Origin of the sequence: Mycobacterium kansasii ATCC 12478 (genome assembly GCF_000157895.3) — a bacterium.
Taxonomy (GTDB): Bacteria; Actinomycetota; Actinomycetes; order Mycobacteriales; family Mycobacteriaceae; genus Mycobacterium; species Mycobacterium kansasii.
On record NC_022654.1, the window covers coordinates 64,933 to 79,866 of the forward strand.

Annotated in this window: 13 protein-coding genes; 2 read left to right on the plus strand and 11 right to left on the minus strand. The window is 65.6% G+C overall.

Features of this window, described 5'->3' with window-relative positions:
* Window positions 1–120: 120 nt before the first annotated feature.
* The 10 genes from MKAN_RS28130 to MKAN_RS28180 all read right to left on the minus strand — a co-directional run bounded on the left by MKAN_RS28130 (window position 121) and on the right by MKAN_RS28180 (window position 12,512).
* Window positions 121–1,041 carry an ESX secretion-associated protein EspG gene (locus tag MKAN_RS28130; RefSeq protein WP_007172339.1) on the minus strand — a complete coding sequence of 307 codons (921 nt, stop codon included), beginning with the start codon at window positions 1,039–1,041 and terminating at the stop codon, window positions 121–123.
* A 78-nt stretch (window positions 1,042–1,119) separates the two neighbouring features.
* Entirely contained in the window at window positions 1,120–1,404 is a 285-nt protein-coding gene (locus MKAN_RS28135) for a WXG100 family type VII secretion target (RefSeq protein ID WP_007172340.1), read from the minus strand.
* 44 nt (window positions 1,405–1,448) lie between these two features.
* Complete coding sequence (locus MKAN_RS28140) at window positions 1,449–1,745, minus strand: WXG100 family type VII secretion target (RefSeq protein WP_007172341.1); 297 nt, start codon at window positions 1,743–1,745, stop codon at window positions 1,449–1,451.
* A gap of 143 nt (window positions 1,746–1,888) precedes the next feature.
* Window positions 1,889–3,043: a PPE family protein gene (locus tag MKAN_RS28145; RefSeq protein WP_007172342.1), complete on the minus strand. Its 1,155-nt coding sequence runs from the start codon at window positions 3,041–3,043 to the stop codon at window positions 1,889–1,891.
* 29 nt (window positions 3,044–3,072) lie between these two features.
* On the minus strand, window positions 3,073–3,369 hold the full coding sequence (locus MKAN_RS28150; RefSeq protein ID WP_007172343.1) for a PE family protein: 297 nt from the start codon (window positions 3,367–3,369) through the stop codon (window positions 3,073–3,075).
* Window positions 3,370–3,462: 93 nt separating this feature from the next.
* Window positions 3,463–7,689: a type VII secretion protein EccC gene (locus MKAN_RS28155; protein ID WP_007172344.1), complete on the minus strand. Its 4,227-nt coding sequence runs from the start codon at window positions 7,687–7,689 to the stop codon at window positions 3,463–3,465.
* Window positions 7,686–9,227, minus strand: a complete 1,542-nt coding sequence (eccB, locus tag MKAN_RS28160) for a type VII secretion protein EccB (RefSeq protein ID WP_007172345.1) — start codon at window positions 9,225–9,227, stop codon at window positions 7,686–7,688. The genes MKAN_RS28155 and eccB overlap by 4 nt, the downstream gene beginning before the upstream one ends.
* 17 nt (window positions 9,228–9,244) lie before the next feature.
* The gene (locus tag MKAN_RS28165) at window positions 9,245–10,285 is read right to left on the minus strand and encodes a C40 family peptidase (RefSeq protein ID WP_023363502.1); all 1,041 of its coding nucleotides are present in this window, start codon (window positions 10,283–10,285) and stop codon (window positions 9,245–9,247) included.
* 85 nt (window positions 10,286–10,370) lie between these two features.
* Entirely contained in the window at window positions 10,371–11,474 is a 1,104-nt protein-coding gene (locus MKAN_RS29025) for a hypothetical protein (RefSeq protein WP_051404593.1), read from the minus strand.
* A 63-nt stretch (window positions 11,475–11,537) separates the two neighbouring features.
* Window positions 11,538–12,512 (minus strand): hypothetical protein, encoded by a 975-nt coding sequence (locus MKAN_RS28180; protein ID WP_023363505.1) that lies wholly within the window; start codon window positions 12,510–12,512, stop codon window positions 11,538–11,540.
* A 101-nt stretch (window positions 12,513–12,613) separates the two neighbouring features.
* Here MKAN_RS28180 and MKAN_RS28185 point away from each other — a divergent pair, with 101 nt between their 5' ends.
* Window positions 12,614–12,877: a type II toxin-antitoxin system VapB family antitoxin gene (locus MKAN_RS28185; RefSeq protein ID WP_007172349.1), complete on the plus strand. Its 264-nt coding sequence runs from the start codon at window positions 12,614–12,616 to the stop codon at window positions 12,875–12,877.
* Between the two features lie 2 nt (window positions 12,878–12,879).
* A complete protein-coding gene (locus tag MKAN_RS28190; protein ID WP_040624374.1) occupies window positions 12,880–13,296 on the plus strand; it encodes a type II toxin-antitoxin system VapC family toxin in 417 nt (138 codons plus the stop codon).
* 281 nt (window positions 13,297–13,577) lie between these two features.
* Here MKAN_RS28190 and MKAN_RS28195 read toward each other — a convergent pair whose 3' ends face one another.
* Window positions 13,578–14,909, minus strand: a complete 1,332-nt coding sequence (locus tag MKAN_RS28195) for an IS256 family transposase (protein ID WP_023363507.1) — start codon at window positions 14,907–14,909, stop codon at window positions 13,578–13,580.
* Between the last annotated feature and the right edge of the window lie 25 nt (window positions 14,910–14,934).

The window sequence follows — 14,934 nt, forward strand, 5'->3', positions numbered from 1 at the left end:
TCCTAGTCCCCATATGGCTGGCGGTTACTATGTCCGATCCTAAAGGCAGAATTCTCGCTATACCACGCCCGCTCGGTATTCATCGAGAACACTTTGCTGGCACGGCGGTACCGCTTTTTGTCAGGCCATTCGTTCATGACTGTCCCAGGCGCGCACACCGACACTGTCGAAGACCGTCGTCAGCGCGTGATGCAGCTGGGCAGGACCCGCCGGGGCGATGGCCAGCCACTCCTGCTGGCTGCCCGCGGGCGGGTTCAGTCGGTACAGCGCCACCCGCCCCGAGGCAGTGTCGCGCAGGTTGAGCACCGTTTCGCTCCACACCGTGTCGGCATCCACATGGGCGCGCGCATAAACCAACGCCTCAGCTTGGGGATCTTCTAACGCCGCGCCCAGCTCAGCCAGCGCACCCCCGCGCAGCCCCAGTGCGCGCAGCGCAGCCATTTTCGCTGCTGCCGAGCCCGCCTTGGCGTGCAACGTGATCGCGGTACGCATGTCATCCAGCGGCACGTTGACCGCGCTGATCCGCGCCGGCTCCACCCAGTGCACCGAGTCCAGAGCTTCAAAGACTAGGCGTTGCACCCATTCCTGGTCGGTGCCCGGACAGTCGTCAATGGTGACGTAGGACCCGGCGCGCACCGCAGAGGCCCACCGGCCGTCGCGGCGGGCCAGCACAACGCGCAGCTGCTCATCGGGGATCGCGCGCCAGGTAGTGGGATCATCCATCACCACCGGTGTCACCACGTTCATCGCCCCGCGGCAGACCAGCAAGATGACTTCAACGTCGGGCGCGGCCAGCACCTTCATGCGCGCGGCGATATCAGCACGCACCATCGCATCCTCATCGGCGATGCCTTGGTCGACCAGCACCGCCAAACCCGGGTGCGCGGTGAGCCAGTCGGTGTTTCGTGGTTGTCCGTAGGGGCGTCCGCGCAGTTCGGGGGCGAGCTGGGGAATGCCCAGCATGGCTTGCAGCAGCCACAGTCCCTCGAGGTTGACGGTGATGTCAGAAGTCGGGGTGGCCGGAATTTCGGCGCTCGTCATAGCAGGTTTCCTTGCTCAAACGCTGACGTGGCGGCACCGAATCCGGTGCCGCCACGTCGTTGGCTGGAACAGTGCGGGCTAGGCCCACGAAGATCCGACGGCGCTGTCGGTGCTGTTCATGTTGCTTCCGGCGGTCTGCACCTTCTGTCCGTGAGCGTTGGCCTGCTCGTAGATCACCTGGAAGTTGCGGCCCAACTGGGTGATGAACTCCTGGCAGGCGACCGACCCGGCGCCACCCCAAAAATCCCCGGCCGCGAGCACATCGCGCACGATCGCTTGGTGCTCGGCTTCCAGGGAAGCGGCCTGGGCGCGGATCAGGGCGCCGTGGGCGTCGACGTCGCCGAACTGATAGTTGATCGACATGGTTGTACGTCTCCTTGGCGTAAAAGTGGGTAGGGACCTGGCGGTTAGCTGCTCAGGATCTGCTGAGAAGCCTGCTCTTGCTGCTCGTAGTTGTTGGCGTCACGGATCAGGCCGTCGCGCACCCCGTGCAGCATGTTCACGATGTTGCGGAACGCCTGATTCATCTGGCCCATAGTGTCGTAGGAGGTGGCCTGGGCTTGCCCACTCCAGCCGCCGCCGGCGATGTTCTGCGAAGACGCCCACATCTTGCGGGCCTCATCCTCAACGGTCTGGGCGTGCACCTCGAAACGCCCGGCCATGTCCCGCATCGCGTGCGGGTCGGTCATAAAGCGGGTGGCCATAATAACGTTCTCCTTAAAGCGCGAGTGATTTTATTTCAGCGTTGCTGTGTTGCCAGTCTATTGGCCCGATCTAACGCCGGGCAACGGCCGGCGCAAGCTATTTGAACGAATTTTTCCGTGCACATGATGTCACCAATTCGGCGCTAACGTCGGCGTAGCACTTTGACGGGTTTTCCATAGCGAGGTGAGCCGTCGCTGTCCGTGCCGCGCCCGTGCATACCCGCGGCCATCGGCGTGCCCCCATACATGCCGGAGCCCCCGGTGGTGGCCGGTGCAGCCCCCATCGACGTGCCCCCGCCCGAGGCGGCCACCGGTGCGACCGCCCGCGCCGTACTAGCCGACTCCCCGCTGGCGCCGGCCGTCCAGGTTGCCGGCACCGACAACCCGCCCAGCGATCCCGCGCGGCCCGCCACGGCCTCCACCTCCGAGGCTGCCCCGCCCATCCCCGCAAGTCCGGGCCCGGTCGCACTGGTCAAGGTCGACGCAGTGCCCCCACCGAACATGCCCGGATTCATAAAACTCATAAACGGGCTCAGCAGCGAATTGAATTGGCCCAGACCGCTGCCCCCCAACCCCTGGCTCAGCGGTGACGAGAGCCCTTGCAGCGCTTGGGGAATCGTGCTCACCAGCTGCGGGCCCATCGACAACATGGATTCGCCGTCCAAACCCGCCGGCATGCTTCCCGCGCTGCTGGCGAAATTGAACGGCTGCTGCCCGGCGGCGGTGCCGCCCGACTGGCCCAACGCGGCCGCTTGCGCGGCCAACCCGATCGGGTCCGAGTTGGGCGCTGGCGGCACGAACGGGACCAGCGCGCCGGTGATCCCCGAGGCATTCCCGGCGAAGTCGTACATCGTCGCGGTGTCTTGGGACCACATCTGACCGTAGTGAGCCTCGTTGGCCATGATCGCCGGAGTGTTGAACCCCATGAAGTTCGTCGACACCAGGGCCGCCAGCTGCGCCCGGTTCTCGGCGATCACCGGTGGGGGCACCACCCCGGCCCGGGCAGCCTCGAACGCCGCCGCGGCCGCCGCCGCGGCCGCGGCGGCTTCCTGGCATTGCGCGGCCGTCTCGATCATCCACACCACGTACGGGGCTGCCGACAGCGCCATCGACATCGACGAGGGCCCCGCCCACGCCGTGCTGGTCAGCGCTTCGATCACCGCCCCAAACGCCGCTCCTGCGGACCCGAGCTGCGCGGCCAGTGCCTGCCATGCGGCGGCTGATTCCATCAGAGACGCTGAACCCAGGCCGGCATACATGCGGCCCGAGTTGATCTCAGGTGGCAGCTCGTAATCCATGGCTGTGGGCGCTAACCCGCGGGCTAGACCTAGACCATCGCAGCGGTGTTGAGGACCTCGGTGGCGGCGTAGTCGGCCGAGCTGATGCCCATGGTCGAGACGAACATCTGGTGGACGACCTCCCCGATGGCTTGGGTGGCCTGATACACGCCGGCATGGGTGCCGAACGCCGCGGCCAACAGAACCGACGCCGGCTCTGGCGCCGGCGGCACCACGCCCAGTGTGGGTGCGGCTCCTGCGGCGTTGCCCGCCGCTACCGCCGCCCCGATCCCGGCCAACCCGGACGCGGATGCATCAATGCCCGCAGGTAATGCCTCGACAAACATGGAACCCTCCCGTAAAGAGCCGACCGGACATTGACCGGTCTGATGACAAAAGTGTATCGACGCCCGCGGGCTTACGCGCGGCCCATCGCAGATCTATCCGAGGCCGGCGTCAGCGACTTGGACATAAATTCCCGATTCGCCCGATTCGGCGGTATTCAGCAAGAATCCGCGGCCCTTGGGCATCCAATGGCCTTTCCATTTGCCCTTCACGAATCCTTGATCGGGGTCGGAATCCATGATCAGCTCCGGCTCCCTGGCCTGCTTGAGCATCCTGAACACGGGGTCGGCCCCCAGGCCCGCCATGAACGCCGCGAACTGGCGGGTGTAGATGATGTGCAACCCGACGTCGTCGCCGGCCTGCACGAACCGTTCGATCACCCCCAGAGGTGAGTCGAAGCCGACCGGCAACCGCTCAGAATCGTCGATGATCAAAAAGATTTCCGGACCCTGCCAGTGGCGCCGGCCGATGTCATCGACCGATAAATCGTCGCTGGGCAGCCGCGGCGCAAGGACCGCGGCCAGCTCGCCCATGCGCGCTTTGACCGAGTCCGGCGTCGAGGCGAAACGCTGCACGTAGGACTTATCCAGCACGTTGAGTAGCTGGCGGCGCGGATCAATGAGCCACACCTGGGCCGCGGGGCGGTCGGCCGTTTCTTCCAGCCCCGGCCCCGTAGCGCCGTCAGCGCCCGGGGCGTAAACCCTGCGAATCTCGCGCATCAATGTTGCACACGCCGTCGTGCGCCCACACTTGGGTTGCCCGGCGATGATCAGATGCTGACTGGCCAAAAACACCGGCCGTTCGGTCTCGTCGAGCGCCCACACGATCGACGTGGGGGTGCGATCATCGGTGGCGGCTGTCGCCGCCAGCTCGGCCGGCGAAACCCGCCCTGGCAGCCTGCGCACCTTACGTGCAGGATTGAACCTACCGGCCTGGCGGCTGACAGCCTCGGCGACACTGCGTGAATCGAACACCTCCGCGGCGGTGGACTCCAGCGCCGGGCGCGCCATCAACGTGTGCAACCCCACGGGGTCTACGCCGGTGCGTTCGTAATTTTGCCCAATCATGCCGCGCCCTGGCCGCGCCGGCACAGCCGTGGCCAGTCTCGCCTTAGCCACCAGCGTCGCTTCGTTGAAGTCGGCCAGACGAAGCTCCACCCGAGACCCGAAGTTACCCCGCACCGTCACCTGCAGATCGGTGTTCTTGGTCACCGCGGCGACCACGTGAATCCCGAACGTGGGCCCCTCTTTGATGATCCTGTTCACCTTGTCTTCGACGAGCGCCTCATATTCGCTAACCATCGCCGCATAGTTGTCGATCACCAAGAACACATCGCCGTAACCGTCCTCAGGCACAGCCCCGGGCTCACGCCCAGCCTTGCGGCGGCGAAACACCTCCATCGACATCACGCCGGTCGCCTCGAAGCTGCGCTTGCGCGAGGCGAGCAACGCCGCGATCTCCGCCACGGTGCGGCGCACACCGTCACTATCAAGCGACATCGACACACCACCCACATGCGGTAGCCCCGACACACTACTGAGGGCCGCCGACGAAAACGCCAGGCAGTAAAACTGCACCTGCTCAGGGGTGTGCGTCATGGCCGCCGCGCAGATCAGGTCTTGCAGCGCAGTCGTTTTGCCCGAGCCCTGAGCACCCACGATCACCACATTGCCGCCCGGGCCCGACACGTCAATGGTCAGCGGATGCTGGTCATGCTTGAATGGCCGGTCCACCAGCCCCACAGGGAACACCAGGTTCGGGGTGCGCGCATAGTCGCTGTCCCAGGGCCGCCCCAGATAGGTGTTCACCAGTTTCTCGATGCTCCACGGCGCATCCAGCGGCGGCTTCCACAACCGGTAAGGCTCAAAGTCAATCCGGCGCAGCTGGTCGATGATGATGCGCCCCACCTGTGGGCGCATCAACGCATTGCGCTCCTCGGCGTCCTCGCTATCGCCCGCGTCGGTCACCTCGTCGACATCAGCCACTTCCCCATCCACAGCTGGCGACTCGTCGAGCTCATCAGGCGGCGGCAACGGTGTGAAGTCCGTGGAGAACAGTTGCGGCGCAAAATAACTCACTGACGCCGCGCTCACTTGCGGCGCGTCGTCGAGGTCCTCCGTGCCAGGCTTGCGGTACTCACGCCACAAGAACTCGCCCTGAAATTTCGTCAGCGTGCCGTTCGCGGGGCTGCCCTGCAAGAAATAGCACTGCCCAGAACCCTTGAGGTTCACCGCATTCGGCACACCGATCGCCGTGGCTGACTGTGTCGTATTGGTCTGCAGGGCCATCCGGTACCCCACGTTTTCTAGCAGCTTCTCAGCGCGAGTTTCGATCTGCTGGCTGGCCATCAGCAGATGAATCCAATACGCGCGGCCTTGGCGGGCGATCTGATACAACGAGTCCTGAATCTCTTGACCCATCAACTTAAACAGTTCGGCGAACTCGTCAATGACCACCACCAGTACCGGCAGCGGCGGCAACACCTCAGCAGCCCCCGCTGCGAGCTGATCGGCACGGATCTTGTTGTATACCCCCACATCATCAGCGCCAGGCACATCGCATAAGGCTTTGCGCCGCGCGATCTCGCCATCCAGCGCGTCGATGAAACGGGTCATCAAACCCTGGTCCTCTTCGAGGTCGGTGATGATCTGCGAAACGTGAGGCACCCCGGCAAAGGGCCGAACACCCGAGCCACCCTTGAGGTCGGCCAACATGAACTGCAGGTTTTGCGGCGGGTGCCCCAACATCAGAGACTCAATGAAGGCGCGCAGCATCGTCGTCTTGCCCGAGCCAGTCGTGCCGGCCATCACCCCGTGCGGGCCCTGGCCCCCTTCCGAGTCCTCCTTGATGTCGACGAAAAACAGCTCATTGTTGTCCATCCGGTTACCCAGTGGCACCTTCAACCGCTGCAGGGAGTTGATGTCACTACGCGGGCCCCACAACTTGTCGAAATCAATATTGGCGGCGTCCTCAATCCCGTAGTACGACAGGATGTCTCGGGCCATCACCTGCTTGCCGGAATCAACTTCGATCGCCTCATAGGCCTCGGCGAGCCGGAAGCGCGCCATGCGCTCGGCGAACGTCTCGGCCTCATCGCGGCTCATCTGATCGGCGTAGGCGAAAAACTGGGGATCGTTCCCCTGCGGATCCCATGTCATCGGGTCGCGCGGCACCGCCGAGATGACAGCGTTCTCACCGATGTACAACACTCGCCGGCGCGCGTCGCGGCACGCCGGAACGCGGCCTAGGCCGCGCACGTCGAAAAATGTCAACCCAGCGACGCCTTCGGAGCTTCCGAGACGCTCCCATCCCGCTTCGGTGTCGCACACGACCACCGTGTGCGGCAACGGCTCAATAGGGTCCTTCGACGCGCCCAGGCGCGAGCGGAAGTCCCCGCGGGTGGACAGCGACATTGCCTCAGTTTGCGCGTCAAGGAACTCAGCGACCGACCCATAGACCATGCGCACCGGGCCCGCACCGTCAATGAGCTTCGGATCACCGGCGTGTGGTAGCCACTTCACCCAATCCCACTCGGCCGCATCAGAAGTCACCACCACCAGCCGCAGATGATCGGGGCCGTGGAAAAACACCAATTCGCACAGGATCGCGCGCATCAGGCCCAGCACCCGCTCACGCGGGCCGCGTAGCTCATAGCCGGGCTCCACCATCAGCGACACCAGTTTCGGCGTGCCGTAGGCCACCGTCTGGTATTGCATGAACTCTTGGAGGACCTTGCCGGTCACCGGTTCGAGCTCGATATCGGTCGGCGCGTCCTGCGGCTCGTTGAACACGGCGGCATTGGATTCCATCAGATCCGTCATGCCCACCCCGACCCGGGCCACCCCGAACCATGTATCAGACCCGTTGGGCTTGCGCTCCCACATCCGCATACTGCCCACGGCCGCTTCCAGGGTGCCCGGTGCGGGGTGATACCAGCGGTGATTCTGATCGAGCCGGTCCGCCAACTCTGAGGTGGTTCCTCGCAGCTCGTCCATGACCATGCAAAACCGGGCCCGCAGCGCGTCGAGCTTCGAGCGCGACATCTCCTGCGACCCGCCGCGGCCACCGAACAGCATCGCAACCAGCCCGCCCACCATCAGGAGCGGGAAAAATGACCCCGCGCCGGTAAACGAGCGCGCACCACTGGCGAAGCTGATCCACATCATTCCGCCGAACAGCGCAAGCAGGCCGATGATCAACGCCACCGACCACAGCGGTTTGCTTTGTGGCGGCGGCACTTTCAGTGGAGTCGGCAGGTCAAGGGTTTCAGGCTTAAACGGCGGCGCCTGCGCAGTTTGCTTGCGCGCGAACCCAATCTTCATGACTTCGGGACCTCCAGTTCGGCCGGGTTGGCATCGACAGGCAGCGTGTTGTGACGCACCAGCGCATCAGAGCGCGACAACGCCGGCCCGGCGGCCAGCAGCCGCAGCGCCAGCCACGGCGCCGGGCTCGGGGAATGCTTCTTCAAACCCAAAGCGTTCATCGTGTCCTCCTGGCGCGGCACCCCGAACCGCACCCCTGATTCGGATATCCACCACAACGACTCCACCGTGGCCGCTGACGGCGAATTACCGGTGGACACCACGTAATTGGCGTACTCAGGGCCCAGATACACGCGGTCGGCCTGCATCTGTGGCCCCGGGGCTTTCACCAAGTCCACCACTTTGTCCACTTGGCCCTCGGCCACCGGGATGCTCGGGCCGGCGATGACCGACGTGCTAGCCAGCGCCTCACCGCTCACCTTCTCCCAGTGCCAGCACGCCGCGGCGTTGACCTGGCTATCGATCACCCGCGGCGGGGTAGCCGGGAACGCCGACAAGTCCAGGGTTTGCACCACCGGCAACTTCGCCAACACCGGGCCAGCCACCACCGGGATCACCGCACCGGCCGGCCCGGCATTTTGCAGCACCTGAGCCACCACCGGCGACACCGGCTGCACGCCATCGGTGAGCACCACCGAATACGCGGTCTGCCCACCCACCTGCGGAGTCGATACCACCGTCCCCACCGGGCCCGGCGCCCCCGCGAACCGTGCCGGCGAGCCCGCATTCGGGATCACCGGCACCGACAACTCCGGGCCCACCGGGATCGCATCGAATAAGGCCCGGCTCATCGGGCGCGACCCCAACACCGCATCCTCGCCCAGCCCCAACGCCAACAGCACCGCCCGAGCACCCTGATTGATCAACGAGCGCCGCCCATCGCGGATCAACCACACCGCATCCCCATAGCGGCGCACCATCGCATCATCAGGGCCCAGCACGTGGCGGCGTGGACCCAGCTCGGGCTGGCCGTCGATGACGGTCACCGTCACCGGCTCAGGCGCAGCCGCCCCGAACGCCTTGGTGATCTCATCACACACCAACCACGACGAGCGACCCGGCGACGTCGCCACCATATCCTGCGGGGCGCCGGCAATACCGACCAGCGGCCCGCGCGGCGCTGCGTCAATCTCGCTGCGGCGCACCCGAACCGGGCTGGCCGCCTCCCCGGCGATCAACCGCGCCGAGGACAAATTCAACGCCGGATACAGCTTCTCGCCCACCCGCACATACAGCGCCCCCGAATCCTGATCGGCCACAATCCGCGCCTGCCCCGCCGAACCGGCCGGGCGCACAAACGACCAGAACAACGCCCCCAGACACAGCACAGCGGTCAGCGTCACACCCGCCAACATCGCCATCGACTGGCGCCGGCCCGGCTCGGCCTCCATCCGCACCCGCCGCCGAGTCATCGCCGCCACCGCGCGACGGGCGAAAAACATGTGCCCCGACACCTGTACCCGCGTCGAAAGCCCCAGACCGCGCCCGCGCCAGCGCGACTCGTCGTCCTTATCCACTCCCGGCTCAACCACCGTCAATACCCACCGTTAAATCGTTATCCGACAATTCTTTTCACGACAACATGCCCACGCGGGAAGCCCGAATACTGGACGTGGCCCCCCGGGGTGGGCGCCTCAATGACCTTCGTCGAGGACACCGCCATCTGCACATGCTCCGGCCCTCTGCTCGAGAAATTGGAAAACACCAGATCACCGGCCCGCACCTCAGCGCGATCCACCGTCATACCTTTGTGAATCATGTCGTAGGTCATGCGCGGCAACTGAACCCCCGCGTGCCGGTAGGCGTCCATCACCAACCCGGAGCAGTCGTATTGGCGCGGCCCTGTCGCGCCCCACACGTACGGATCACCCAACTTGGTCTCGGCGAACTGCACCGCCCGCAGCGCCGTCCCACTGCCACCGCCGCCCAGAAGCGAAGCGCCCGACTGCTCACCCGGCCCCCCGTTCTCACCGCCGCCGCGACTCAGGCTGCCCATCAGTGACGCCGGTATCCCCGACGCCAAGCCGCTCAACCCGCTCAGGCCGCCGCCACCGCCGCCGCCCGACATCAAGCCGCCCAGCCCGGACAGGGGCATACCGCCGCCCATCCCACCTGCACCCAGACCGCGATAGCCCGCCGCCAGCTGACGCATCCGCATCGCCAACAGCCGGTTTTCGGCCGTGGTCTGATCCAACTGACGCTGCATCGCGGCCAAATGATCATCCATGGCCGCCATAATCAACTTCGCCCCCGCCGGCGAACGACCCATCCCCGCGGTCGCAGCACCCACCGCGCGGGCCTGATCCCGAATCAACCCCGACCCGGCGCGGCCCTGCGCACCAACCTCACCACCTTGGGCCACCGCCTGCCCCGAGTCCCCGTCAAGACCATCCGCACCGGCCTGCGCCTGCTGATACGCCCCACCGGCGGCCCGAGCCCCACCCGTCAAACCGCTGTCGCCATCCGGGGCCTCCGGCACCGGCACCCGACCCCCAGCGGCGAACACCTGCCCACCACCCGGCCCCCCGGCCGGGAACAACTCATGACCGCGACTCAGCAGCCGATCAACCCCAGCCACGAACGCCGCAACACTCACCCACCAAAATTAACCCGAGCAAATCCCCCCGGCCACAGCCACGCAAAATTCGCAGCATCCTCGTACATCGTTGTGGTGGTGGTGGTCAAACTCCGGCGATGCTGCGATACAACGCCGTCGCCCTGGGCAACTGACTCTGGATCTCGTTCAAATAGCCCCTACGTCCGTGCGCCACTGCCGCCTCAGCCGACGAATCGCCCGGGCGCTGCTGTAACCAGAAGATCGACTTCCAAATGTCCGGTGACGACGGACCGCCATGGTGGGCCAGCCGATCGAAAAATCCCGAAATCGCCGTGTTGGGATTATTGCGGCCCGGATAACCCGAGTCTTGCTGGAAAATGCTTCTCCACAACCCATTCGGACTCACAGCCCGAGGACGCAACCCGCTTTCTTGCATCGCCGTAGACAAGATCGCGATCGTCTGGTGCGGCGAGTAGCCGCGCCGGCGAGCCTCATGGATGATCGCTGCAGCCACTTCACGCGGAGACGAATCCTGCGTCAACCCGCCCAGCGCAGTCCCCACATCGCCGCGCGGCGCCGCTTCCTCGCTCCGCGGCCCCCGGCCCCCGCGGACCGATCCCACCAAACGGCTCCACCCTCCAGGCACGCTCCCCAAGCCGCTTAACCCGCTCAGGCCGCCGCCACCGCCGCCGCCCGACATCAAGCCGCCCAGCCCGGACAGGGGCATACCGCCGCCCATCCCACCTGCACCCAGACCGCGATAGCCCGCCGCCAGCTGACGCATCCGCATCGCCAACAGCCGGTTTTCGGCCGTGGTCTGATCCAACTGACGCTGCATCGCGGCCAAATGATCATCCATGGCCGCCATGATCAACTTCGCGCCCGCCGGCGAACGACCCATCCCCGCGGTCGCAGCACCCACCGCGCGGGCCTGATCCCGAATCAACCCCGACCCGGCGCGGCCCTGCGCACCAACCTCACCACCTTGGGCTACCGCCTGCCCCGAGTCCCCGTCAAGACCATCCGCACCGGCCTGCGCCTGCTGATACGCCCCACCGGCGGCCCGAGCCCCACCCGTCAAACCGCTGTGGCCATCCGGGGCCTCCGGCACCGGCACCCGACCCCCAGCGGCGAACACCTGCCCACCACCCGGCCCCCCGGCCGGGAACAACTCATGACCGCGACTCAGCAGCCGATCAACCCCAGCCACGAACGCCGCAACACTCACCCACCAAAATTAACCCGAGCAAATCCCCCCGGCCACAGCCACGCACCGCCAGTTCGGGCCGGTTTAGCGGCCGCCCTGCGGAATCGTCGGCGGCCCGGACGGGCCATACGGCTTATACGGCTCCGGCATCAAATCCCCGTGCCACAAGAAAATCCCCGAGCCCGGCACATACTCACTCCACCCATACGGCGGCAACTCACCCCCACCCGGCGGATAGACCTTCGCCCCCGGGAAAGCCGACTGCGGCACCCACACACCAGAATTCGGGCCCAACTGGACATAAGGATCAGGGTTGCCGTGCTCGTCGTAAACCGTCGCGGGACCATAGCGCCCCGGCGGAAGGACCTGGTAGCCGGGAATCTCGTCAGATCTGACGAAATAGTGCGGAACCTGATCCGGATCTTTCGTCCTGTCGTAAATGTCCACCCACGGCGGCGAATGGGGATAGTTCGGCGGACCCATCCCGCCCACGCCAGCCCCGTAAGGCTCATGATGCTTGTCGCCTGGCTTCCACTTATCCGATGAGTCCAGCGGCGCCGCCGGCGGTGAGTCCTTCGCGCCGTCAGTCAAGGTGTGATAGCCGGCGGCGGTTTGGCGCAATCCCGCCGAGATGGCCTGGTACTGGGTTTTGGTGGTCTGCAGCTGGTCCTGCATCGCCGCCAAATGTTGATCCATCGTCGCCATCAGCAGGTGCGCACCCGCTGGCGTGCGAGCCATCGGCAACAGCGCGGCCGCGCTGGTACGGGCCTGATCGCGAATCAACCCCGACGCCTCCCGGCCCTGGGCCCCGATCTGCGCGCCTTCCTCGGCGCTTTGCGCCAGCTCCCCATCCAGGCCCGCCGCCCCACTGCGAGCCTGCTGATAAGAACCGGCCGCGCGTACCACCCCGGCCCGCAAACCACTGCCACCCTCCGGAGAGCCCGGCACCGCAACATCACCCGAGCTCGGCAGTGCCCCGCCCGCACCCCCGGCCGGAAACAACTCATGCGCACGGCTCAGCAACCGATCAACCCCAGCCACAAACGCCGCAACACTCACCCCACAAAATTAACCCGGCACTACCCAGCCGGGCCACACCCACGCCGGCAAAGCGATCACCCGCGAAGTACCGGACACCGTCCACGGGGTACCATGTACCCATGGCTTTCAACGTGAAAGACGAAGAGGTCATCCGCTTCGCAGACGAGCTCGCCGCGCGCCTCCACCTCCCCAGCCGCATCGACGCCATCCGCTACGCCCTGCGAGCCCAGATCGAAGTCACCCAATCCCGCACCGCAAACCGCTCCGCAGAACTGCTCGACGTCCTCAAAACCGAGATCTGGCCACTACTGGACGACCGATCCCCAATCACCAAAACCGAACGCGAACAAGCCCTCGGATACGACACAGCAACGGGAGTTTGATCCTGATCATCGACTCTTCCGCGATCGTCGCCCTCATCCAGGGCGAGGACCCCTACACCGAACAGATCGCGGCCGCCATCGCCGCCGATCCCAGCCCCGTCATGTCCACGGCCAACGCAGCCGAATGCCTCATCGTTCTCACCAACCGACACGGCGCGACCGCGCGCACCGTCTTCGACCGCCTACGATCCGAAATCAACCTCGGCTTCCAGCCCTTCACCCTCGAACACGCGATCGCCGCCCACCGCGCCTACCTCCACTACGGAAAAGGCCGCCACCCCGCCGCCCTCAACTACGGCGACACCATGGCCTACGCCACCGCCAAACTCGCACACGAACCCCTCATCGCCATCGGCAACGACTTCACCCAAACCGACCTCGAATTCAACGGCGTCATCGGCTACTGGCCAGCGCCCTAACGGTCCCAACTAATTCATCTGCCCCGCGTGTTCGTACAGCTCGCGAGTCGAAACCTCGGCAGTTCGCCTGTGTAACAGCAAGACTCGTTGAGTCTCTATTTGGATCTCGCCAACGACGTCATCGGCGCCGATGTCACCGGCGGAACACCCGCTGCCGCCGCAGCACCCGCCGCTAAACCTCGCCCGAAGTCCATCCCCAGCGATGGCATCGGTGAGCCCTGCAACCCGGCGCACCCAGCCCCGTGGGTCCGTCAGATTAACGGTGTAAGCGGCATCTTCGGTTAAGTGGTTTCGCTGCCGGGCATGCGGTCGGCGAAGGTGATCGCGAAGGCGTTCAGGGCTGGTTTCCAGCGCATGGTCCATCGCTTCTGTCCGGTCCCGGTCGGGTCCAGCGACCGGGTGACCAAGTATAGGCACTTCAGCGCTGCCTGCTCGGTCGGAAAATGACCGCGGGCCCGGACGGCGCGGCGGTAGCGGGCGTTCAACGATTCAATAGCATTGGTCGAACAGATCACCTTCCTTATCTCAGTGTCGTAGTCCAGGAACGGAATGAACTCACTCCACGCGTTGCGCCACAATCGAATTGCTGCCGGATAGCGATTACCCCACTCGGCCTCGAACGCGTCCAGCGCTGCCGCTGCAGCCTCAGCGTTGACCGCGGTATAGATCGGCCGCAACGCCTTGGCAATGGCGTCGCGGTGCTGGCGCCCGGCATAGCGGAACGTCCCACGGATCAAATGGATGACACACGTCTGGACCACAGTGTCGGGGAACACCGCGCCCACCGATTGCGGTAAGCCTTTGAGCCCATCGCAGACCAGGAAGAAGATGTCGGCCACCCCGCGGTTCTTCAGCTCGGTGAGCACCGCCAGCCAGTATTTGGCCGACTCGCCATCGCCCTCGCCGGCCCACATGCCCAGCACGTCACGATGCCCGGCCAGGTCCACCCCGATCGCGGCGTAGATGGGCCTGGGGCCGACCTGGCCGTCGCGGATCTTGACGTGCAGGGCGTCGATGAACACCGCGGCGTACACGCGTTCCAGCGGGCGGGTGTGCCAGGCGGTCATCTCCTCGACCACGCGGTCGGTGATCCGACTGATCGTGTCCTTGGAGACTGCCGCGCCGTAGATGTGGGCGAAATGGGCGCTGATCTCACCGGTGGTCAGCCCGCGGGCATACAGCGACAACACCACCTCATCGACATCGGTCAAGCGGCGTTGACGCTTCTTGACGATCTCGGGTTCGAAGCTGCCGGCGCGGTCGCGCGGGACGTCGATCTCGATCTGCCCGCACGCATCGGTGAGCACGGTCTTGGCCCTGGTTCCGTTGCGGGAGTTGCCCGAGCCGTACCCGGCCGGATCGTGGCGGTCATAGCCCAGGTGCTCGGATAATTCCTCGTCCAGGGCGGTCTCGATGACCGTCTTGGTCATCGCCTTGAGCAGGCCGCCCGGGCCGGTCAGCGCCACGCCGGCCTCGCGGGCCTGGCGTACCAGCTCCCGGGCGACCTCGAGCTCGTCGACCTCACGGCTATCCGGGACTTCAATGGCCGCCGCAGCGGCCTCAACATCGAGATTCTGCGATGGCTCCACAGCCACGACAGTTTCGGTCATCATGCGACCTTTCCGGCCCCGACACACC

Excerpts from the sequence above, each read along its gene's own strand:
- MKAN_RS28140 (WP_007172341.1), bottom strand. The coding sequence starts at position 1,745 with ATGGCCACCCGCTTTATGACCGACCCGCACGCGATGCGGGACATGGCC.
- MKAN_RS28145 (WP_007172342.1), bottom strand. The coding sequence starts at position 3,043 with ATGGATTACGAGCTGCCACCTGAGATCAACTCGGGCCGCATGTATGCC.
- MKAN_RS28130 (WP_007172339.1), bottom strand. The coding sequence starts at position 1,041 with ATGACGAGCGCCGAAATTCCGGCCACCCCGACTTCTGACATCACCGTC.
- MKAN_RS28155 (WP_007172344.1), bottom strand. The coding sequence starts at position 7,689 with ATGAAGATTGGGTTCGCGCGCAAGCAAACTGCGCAGGCGCCGCCGTTT.
- MKAN_RS28150 (WP_007172343.1), bottom strand. The coding sequence starts at position 3,369 with ATGTTTGTCGAGGCATTACCTGCGGGCATTGATGCATCCGCGTCCGGG.
- MKAN_RS28185 (WP_007172349.1), top strand. The coding sequence starts at position 12,614 with ATGGCTTTCAACGTGAAAGACGAAGAGGTCATCCGCTTCGCAGACGAG.
- MKAN_RS28135 (WP_007172340.1), bottom strand. The coding sequence starts at position 1,404 with ATGTCGATCAACTATCAGTTCGGCGACGTCGACGCCCACGGCGCCCTG.
- MKAN_RS28195 (WP_023363507.1), bottom strand. The coding sequence starts at position 14,909 with ATGATGACCGAAACTGTCGTGGCTGTGGAGCCATCGCAGAATCTCGAT.